This window comes from Mycobacterium sp., assembly GCF_032161845.1.
GTDB lineage: Bacteria > Actinomycetota > Actinomycetes > Mycobacteriales > Mycobacteriaceae > Mycobacterium.
Window position 1 is genome coordinate 1 of the sequence record NZ_JAVRQA010000448.1, and the last position, 5,604, is coordinate 5,604.

The 5,604-nt window shown below is 67.4% G+C and carries 6 protein-coding genes and 1 pseudogene; 4 read left to right on the forward strand and 3 right to left on the reverse strand.

Annotated features, from left to right (window positions below; all coding sequences use genetic code 11):
• The 4 genes and pseudogenes from QOD90_RS24445 to QOD90_RS24460 form a co-directional block, all read left to right on the forward strand.
• Window positions 1–366, forward strand: a pseudogene (locus QOD90_RS24445) (methyltransferase type 11); the annotation flags it as partial.
• 9 nt (window positions 367–375) lie between these two features.
• Window positions 376–1,854 carry a glutamate-cysteine ligase family protein gene (locus tag QOD90_RS24450; protein WP_526353932.1) on the forward strand — a complete coding sequence of 493 codons (1,479 nt, stop codon included), beginning with the start codon at window positions 376–378 and terminating at the stop codon, window positions 1,852–1,854.
• Window positions 1,851–2,288 (forward strand): hypothetical protein, encoded by a 438-nt coding sequence (locus QOD90_RS24455; RefSeq protein WP_526353934.1) that lies wholly within the window; start codon window positions 1,851–1,853, stop codon window positions 2,286–2,288. The genes QOD90_RS24450 and QOD90_RS24455 overlap by 4 nt, the downstream gene beginning before the upstream one ends.
• 36 nt (window positions 2,289–2,324) lie before the next feature.
• Window positions 2,325–3,014, forward strand: coding sequence for a class I SAM-dependent methyltransferase (locus QOD90_RS24460; protein ID WP_526353936.1), 690 nt, complete (start codon window positions 2,325–2,327; stop codon window positions 3,012–3,014).
• Here the strand turns inward: QOD90_RS24460 and egtE are convergent.
• The 3 genes from egtE to QOD90_RS24475 form a co-directional block, all read right to left on the reverse strand.
• Window positions 3,011–4,096, reverse strand: coding sequence for an ergothioneine biosynthesis PLP-dependent enzyme EgtE (egtE, locus tag QOD90_RS24465; RefSeq protein WP_526353938.1), 1,086 nt, complete (start codon window positions 4,094–4,096; stop codon window positions 3,011–3,013). The two genes, QOD90_RS24460 and egtE, sit on opposite strands and share 4 nt — an antisense overlap.
• Window positions 4,093–5,058: an L-histidine N(alpha)-methyltransferase gene (gene egtD, locus QOD90_RS24470; RefSeq protein ID WP_526353940.1), complete on the reverse strand. Its 966-nt coding sequence runs from the start codon at window positions 5,056–5,058 to the stop codon at window positions 4,093–4,095. Before egtD ends, egtE begins: the two co-directional genes overlap by 4 nt.
• Window positions 5,055–5,604 (reverse strand): class II glutamine amidotransferase domain-containing protein (locus QOD90_RS24475; RefSeq protein ID WP_526353942.1); only part of this gene is annotated, 550 nt, incomplete at its 5' end. The genes egtD and QOD90_RS24475, both read right to left, overlap by 4 nt.

The window sequence follows — 5,604 nt, forward strand, 5'->3', positions numbered from 1 at the left end:
ATCATGGACGCCACCGACATCGATGCGGCCGACGGCGCATTCGACCTCGCCGTCTTCGCGTTGTCGTTCCATCACCTGCCGCCCGCACTGGCGTCGCGCGTGATCGCCGAGGGCACCCGCGTCGCCGGCAAACTACTGATCATCGACCTGCCCCGACCGCCGGCTCCGCTACACCTGCTGCGACTTGCGGCGATGCTTCCGTTCGTCCCCTTCGTTCCGTTCGTTCACGACGGGCTGATCAGTTCACTGCGGAGCTATAGCCCATCGGCGCTGCGGGCCCTGGCGGAACATGCCGACCCGGCCATCATCCTCGAGCTTCGCGGCGGTCTTGTCAGTCCTCAGGTCGTGGTGGCCTCGCGTCGATAAGCTCGCGGAATGGGTGACGAGGTCACGCACACCGAGTACAGCCGGGAGCACCGGCTTCAGTATCGAAGGAAGGTCCAGCTCAGCCTGGACGTCTTCGAGACAATGCTCGCCCAGTCGAGCTTCGACTTCGATCGTCCGCTGACGGGCATGGAGATCGAGTGCAACCTCGTCGACGCCGACTACCAACCCGCGATGACCAACCGCGAGGTACTCGCCTCGATCGCCGATCCCGCGTTTCAGACCGAATTGGGTGCCTACAACATCGAATTCAACGTGCCACCGCGACCGTTGGGTGGCCGCTCGAGTGTCGAACTCGAGGGTGAGGTCCGCGCCAGCCTCAACGCCGCGGAGGCCAAGGCCAACGCCGACGGCGCGCACATCGTGATGATCGGAATCCTGCCGACCCTGATGCCCGAGCATCTGTCGGCGGGTTGGATGAGCGAGTCGACGCGATACCAGGCGCTCAACGACTCCATCTTCACCGCTCGCGGCGAGGACATCATGATCGACATCAGCGGGCCCGAACGGCTTGCCTTGCAGTCGGCTTCGATTGCGCCCGAATCTGCTTGCACCAGTATGCAATTACACCTGCAGGTGTCGCCTGCCGACTTCGCCAGGAACTGGAACGCCGCGCAGGTATTGGCCGGACCGCAGTTGGCACTCGGCGCGAACTCCCCCTACTTCTTCGGCCACGAACTATGGGCCGAGACCCGCATCGAGCTGTTCGCGCAGGCGACCGACACCAGGCCCGAGGAACTCAAGACTCAAGGCGTACGGCCGCGAGTGTGGTTCGGCGAACGGTGGATAACGTCGATCTTCGACCTGTTCGAGGAGAACGTCAGGTACTTCCCCTCGCTGCTGCCCGAGGTGTCCGACGAGGATCCGGTCGCCGAGTTGGCCGCAGGCCGGACGCCGACGCTGCCCGAACTGCGGCTGCACAACGGCACCGTCTACCGCTGGAACCGTCCCGTCTACGACGTGGTCAACGGTCGCCCACACCTGCGGGTGGAGAACCGGGTTTTGCCTGCCGGCCCAACGGTGGTGGACATGCTGGCCAATGCGGCCTTCTACTACGGCGCGCTGCGTGCCCTTTCCGACGACGAGCGACCGGTCTGGTCGAAGCTGAGTTTCGCTGCGGCGGAACGGAACTTCACCGCGGCTGCCCGCGGCGGGATGGATGCTCGGCTGTACTGGCCAGGGCTCGGCGAGGTGACGCCCGACGAACTGGTGCTGCGCGAACTGCTCCCGCTCGCTCACGAAGGACTCGACAGGTGGGGTGTCGCCCCGGACGTTCGCGACCGCTTCCTCGGCGTCATCGAGGGCCGGGCGAAGTGCGGCCGCAACGGTTCGGTGTGGCAGGTGCAGACGGTCCAAGCCCTGCAGGAGCGCGGGTTGGCTCGGCCGCAGGCGCTCGCCGAGATGCTGCGCCTGTATTGCGAGCGGATGCACAGCAACGAACCGGTCCATACCTGGGACGGCCCGTCGTGACGAGGGCATGGCGCGCAGCGGCGTTGTCGTTGCTGCTGGCGCTGGCCGGCTGCCAGGCGGATCACGCGTGGGCCGATCCCGTCTCGTTCGATCTGGGCCAGCCGTTTGCCCTCGCCGGCGGGCAGGAGGCTGCGATCACCGGCGAGGGGCTCCGCGTGCGCTTCACCGACGTCCTCGAGGACTCGCGCTGCCCCGAACGCGTCGAATGCGTTTGGACCGGACAGGCACGGGTGGCGGTTCTCGTCAAACCCGACGGACGCGAGCCGAAGACCCTGGAGTTCAACACCAATCCCGCTCCAGGCCAGACTATTTCGGCGGGTCGAGTGCTCGGTTACACCGTCACACTCACGTCGCTCGACCCGTATCCGCAAACCCCGGATGATGCGATCTCGCTGGAGGACTACCGGGCGACGATCTCAGTGACGAAAGGGTGAGAGCCCAAGTCCACGGGCGGCGCGTACGTTGGATTCATGACTGAATCCAACGACTCCAACGTCATCGACTGGGACAGCGCATACCGCGAAGAGGGCGAGTTCGACGGGCCGCCACCATGGAACATCGGTGAGCCACAGCCCGAGCTGGCGGCGCTGATCGCCGAGGGCAAGGTCCGCAGCGACGTGCTCGACGCCGGCTGCGGGCACGCGGAGCTGTCACTGGCGCTGGCTGCCGACGGCTACACCGTGGTCGGCATCGAGCTGACGCCGACGGCGGTGGCGGCCGCCACGAAGGCCGCCGCGGAGCGCAATCTGCCGAACGCAACCTTCGTGCAGGACGACATCACCACCTTCACCGGCTTCGACGGCAGATTCAGCACGATCATCGATTCGACTTTGTTCCACTCGTTGCCGGTCGACGGTCGCGACGGCTACCAGCAGTCGGTGTACCGAGCGGCCGCGCCCGGTGCCGCCTACTACGTCCTGGTCTTCGCCAAGGGCGCCTTTCCTGCCGAGTTGGAGCAGAAGCCCAACGAGGTCGACGAGGCGGAACTGCGTGCGGCAGTTGGCAAGTACTGGGAGATCGACGAGGTCCGCCCCGCCTTCATCCACGCCAACATGCCGTCGGGACCCAACGCCCCGTTCCAGCTGCCGCCTCACGACCACGACGACAAGGGTCGGATGAAGATGCCCGCCTTCTTGCTGACGGCGCACAAGGCGAGCTAGGAAACAGCGCTCACCGACGCCAGGGCCGCCGCGGTGATCTCGAGGTCCTCGGCGGTGACGTCGACGTGTGGCGACACCCGAAGCGCGGGTCGCGTCATCTCCCGAGGCGCGCGTTGGACGCCGGCGTAGGTGGTGACGATCCGGTGTTCGGCGATGAGGCGTGCCCGGACCTCTTGCGGGTCGACACCCTCGGGCGGGAGCAGCGTGGTGATGGCGCTTGGCTCGTCGACCGGCTCGACGACCTGCCAGCCTGCGACGTCCGCCAGCGCAGTGCGAGTCATCGCGCCGACGTCGACCAGCCGACCTCGGACCTGCCTCGGACCCGCCGCCACGTGCTCACCGATCGCGACGGAAAACCCAACTTGGGCAGCAACGTTCGCTTCCACGTCCGAGAGTCGGCCCAGCATCTCGTCGCTCAACAGCCCGCTGCGTGCGGCGAGCACACCGACGCCGCGTGGGCCCGCCGTCCACTTGCGCGACGACGAGTACGTCGCGGCGGCACCGAAGTCCGCACAGTCGAGGTGTGCGAAGGCCTGGGCGGCGTCCACGATCAGCGGGATGCCGTGTTCGCGGCAAACCGCACCCAACGCCGCGGTGGGCTGCGCGATACCGCGATGACTGCCGAGCGCGGTGAGGTGAACCAGGGCAGGCGGATCGGCCGCGAGCAGTTCCGCCGCGCCATCCATCTCGAGGCGGCCGTCGGCATCGACGGGTAGCGGCGTGACGGCGAAGCCATGGTGGGTCATCGCCAGCAGATTGGGGCCATACTCCCCAGGCAAGCAGGCCAGCGTTCGAGGCCCCCGCCAGTCGCCGAGGAGGATGTCGAGCGCGTGAGTGGAGCCGGTAGTGAATACGACGTCACCGGTGGCGAAACCCGTGAGCGCCGCGACGGCGGCTCGACCCGCGTCGAGCACGGGTGCGGCGGCCTCGGCGGCGACGTACCCGCCGACCTCGGCTTCGTGGCGGGCATGCGCGCTCGCGCTGTCGATCACGGCGAAGGACTGCCGTGAGCAGGCCGCGCTATCCAGGTGGACGCCCGCCGTCGGCGGGCGAGCCGAGCGCCATTCCTCGTCGAGGGTCACTTGACGGCGAGTGACAGTCCGAAGTCGCCGGCGTCGTCGGTCCACCAGTCGATCCGACGCAGTCCGGCCGCGGCCAGCTCTCGGGCGATGCCCTCGGGCCGGAACTTGCAGGACACCTCGGTGAGCATCTCCTCGCCGGCGGCGAAGTCCACGGTCAGATCCAGGCCGTCGATCCGCACGCGTTGCGGACTGCTTGCGCGGAGCCACATTTCGATGCGCTCTTGGTCGGGGTTCCACCTGGCGACGTGGTCGAACGCGTCGATGTCGAAGTCCGCCGAGAGTTCACGGTTCACGACGGCGAGGACGTTCTTGTTGAACTTCGCGGTGACGCCCGCGGCATCGTCGTACGCCCGCACCAGGCGCTCGACGTCCTTGACGAGGTCGGTGCCGAGAAGCAGGGCGTCGCCGGGCTGCAGGCTGTCGGACAGCGCGGCGAGGAAATCGGCTCGCGGGCCTGCGGTGAGGTTGCCGATCGTCGACCCGAGGAACACGACCAGACGGCGGCCGACCAGCGGGATCTTGCCGAGATGCTCTTCGAAGTCCCCGCAGACGGCGTCGATCTCGACACCGGGATATTCGGCTTCGATCGCCGCACCTGCCGACTCGAGCACCGTCGCATCGACGTCGAACGGGATGAATCGCCGCAGCGACCCGGCCTCCTGCAGGGCGTCGAGCAGAAGGCGCGTCTTCTCCGACGTACCACTGCCGAGTTCCACCAGAGTGTCGGCACCCGATGCCTCGGCGATGGCAGCCGCGCGGGCACGCAGGATGTTCGCCTCGGCCCGGGTCGGATAGTACTCCGGAAGGCGGGTGATCTGATCGAACAGCTCGCTGCCGACGGAATCGTAGAACCACTTGGGCGGCAATGACTTCGGCGACGCGGTGAGACCCTCGCGCACGTCGTGCCGCAGCGCCTGGACGGCGGCGTCGGCGGCGAGATAGTTGGCGAGTGAGACGGTCATGACGATCCTTTCAGTGGAATCAGTTGGACACCCGCGTCGGTGACCTCGACGAGGTGGCGGTCGGGCACGTCCTGCCAACGAGGATCGTCGTCGTAGGGTTCGCTGGCCAGCACCACGCCGTCGTCCCTGCGCAGAATCGACAGGGTGTCACCCCACGTGGTGGCCAGCAACCGAGAACCGTTGGCAGCCAGGATGTTCAGTCGAGCATTGGGATCGGACCCACCGACCTCGGCGACGGTGTCGCCCAGCGCGTCGAGCCCGCGTTCGAAGATCAGCGCGGCCAGCAGCGCGCTGTCGACGACGGATTCGGCAACCGACGAGAGCGGCAGCACTGACCGATCCACGATCCCGTTGTGGGAGAGCAGCCACTGCCCGTCGGTGAACGGGGCGGACGCGGCCGCTTCGATGGGCATGCCGATCGAAGCCGATCGCACCGCCGCGACGACACACCCACTGCGGAGGGCGGGCGCCACCGAGGCGAACGAGGCGTCACCCCACAGCGGTGTCGCGGCACGCCACCGCCGAGGGACACCATGGTCGAAGAAA